At 44.9% G+C, this 2,407-nt stretch carries 1 protein-coding gene; it reads left to right on the top strand.

All coding sequences use genetic code 11. The annotated features are described in order from the left end of the window. Positions 1-585: 585 nt before the first annotated feature. Positions 586-1,596 (top strand): GGDEF domain-containing protein, encoded by a 1,011-nt coding sequence (locus HQK80_16430; protein MBF0223777.1) that lies wholly within the window; start codon positions 586-588, stop codon positions 1,594-1,596. Positions 1,597-2,407: the final 811 nt, after the last annotated feature.

The raw sequence follows: 2,407 nt of genomic DNA, 5'->3' as shown, positions 1-2,407 counted from the left end.
TGGTATTGAGATTGCAGTTTTCATGTCCAAAGTATAACTATGGTAATACTCGGTGTCAATTCGTTTTTTGAGAGCGTTAACGTTAAGCTAACCACACTGAAAATTGGGGTCTACACATCTGACAGCCCTGATTCCCAACTTAATCTCACTTTCACTTTGTCAGATGTGTAGACCTGACCCCCTCTATTACTTCTAAATGTGTTCCTCTTTTCTCCCTCTTTTCTCCCCGGTGCCGCTCGACCCCGGTGCCGCTCGCAGTAAAGGAAGGTGATTATTTGTCTCATTGCACTGAAGTTGTTGACTGGGCATATGATTATGTTTTAGCTCAACAGTACGTTTTTATCCAGAATCGTTAAATCGACTATAGACAGATTCTGTATAGTAAAACTTTTCCATATTCTGTATAGTTGATAAAATAAGAATTAACTTCTTTTTCATTCTTATTTTACTCTGACTAATTTCCCTTTTAAAAGAGTTGACCTCCGGATTCAGATCATTACCTGTAAGAAATGCCCCGTAGCCGAAATAAAATTTACTTCTTAACGGCCCCCTATTCCCAACGGGCCACAAAACAAGGAATGGATTATGAACGATGATGTCTTGAAAAAAATCTTTTACTGCATGGAGCGGGTGGTTGTTTTCGAAGGGATAGACGAGGTCCTAGGCCATATCGTCAAGACAGCTGCTTCTCTCACCCAGGCGGATGCAGCCAGTATGCGCTTGTTCAACATCAAGAGTGGTCTTCTGGAAGTCAAGGCCGGGGTTGGACTCTCATCAGATTTCATGAACCAGGAACCTCTAGCCTTGGGAGAAGGGATTATCGGCAAGGTGGTTGTCACCGGCAATTCCTACAAATGCAGCAATGTCAGGGAAGACCAGGATTGCTGCAATAAAGACCTGGCAGCTCATGAAGGTATCAACGCCATCCTTTCAGTTCCGCTCAAGAATCGGGATAAGTCCATTGGCTCCTTGTCCGTGTATCGCCACTCACCCCAGGAGTTCTCCGATGCCGAACTCCTGGTGATGAGTATTTTTGCGGCCCAGGCCGTTGAGGCCGTCGAAAAAACAGAGCAACTCGAACACCTGAAAAGAGAGGCTACCTACGATTCGCTGACCGGGATTTACAATCGCCGTTTTCTCCTGGCCCGAATCGATGAAGAGTTGAAGCGGGCAGAGCGTCACCAACGCCAGATGAGTATCACCTTCATTGACCTTGACGACTTCAAGAAATTCAATGACTGCCACGGGCATCTGCTCGGCGACAAACTCTTGAAGGATATCTCCTCGTTGTTCAAGGAAGAACTGCGTCAAAACGATTTTCTTGGACGCATAGGAGGAGAGGAATTTATCATCGTAACTCCGGAAACCGACAAAAACGGCGCCATGACCATATCTCGAAAATTATTGGACCGCATACGACGGTATGAATTCTTGGGAAGAGAGGGAAGACTTATGGGTATCAGTTTCAGCGCTGGCATTGCATCCTTCCCTGACGATGGTCGGACGGTCGAGGAGTTAATACGAATTGCCGACGAGACAATGTATCAGGTGAAAACCGACGGAAAAAACGGTGTCCAGGTCGCCAGCCAGGCCTAACAGCGTCATAAACCCTCCAAGCTGCGCCCCCTCGCTCATCCCAGAGTGAGACCTTGGGGTCAGTTTTTCTCTGCTTCTGGAAAGGTAGCAGGCGTCCATGTTGTCATGTCGTTAAAAATTAATTTTATTGGAGAAATTAGGGAGAAATTAGGGGACAGACCACGTTTATTTTAAATTGGGGTCTGTCCCTTAATATCTCTCTGACTACGAAACCATGAAAAACTTGCCGAAGTCCTATCCCTTGAAAAACCGCCAAGTTCCGGCGGTCAATGTGCAGCATTTTGTTGGGCTATGTGGTTCATCATACCCGTCTATCTAACTAGGAGGAAGACGTATGACCAGAGAACTTAGCTGTCCACTTACTGAACAAGAAGCAGCGGAAGCCGTAAGGCAAAATTCTGCTGCAATGAACGAATTTTTAACCGCACGTAAGCTCCTAATTTAATTAGTGTTAATTTAATTAGTAATTTAATTAGTGTTAATTTAATTAGTGTCAGAGTAAAATTAAAATATCTCTTTCCGCCATCCTACCGGCCGCCCCCGCTTTTTATTCTTTAATCGTCTTCCTGTGAAGGAATTACGGCTGAGTGAAATTAGGGGAAGTTCAAACCATGAAAATCCGTGTTTATTTATTATGCTATTTATTCTATTCATGGATTAATTTTACTCTGACCCTATTTATTCTAACCCCTTTCCGCTTGAGTTCTTTGTATACGGCCGGCCAGGCCGGTAGGGGCCGATCCCCCTGTGCAATTATCGGAAGTGGTGGGAATAAAACCCGTTCTAGTTTTGCATCGTCCATATCTTCGGG

The organism is Desulfobulbaceae bacterium (genome assembly GCA_015231515.1).
Lineage (GTDB): Bacteria > Desulfobacterota > Desulfobulbia > Desulfobulbales > VMSU01 > JADGBM01.
This window is presented reverse-complemented; position numbering and strand designations above follow the sequence as displayed.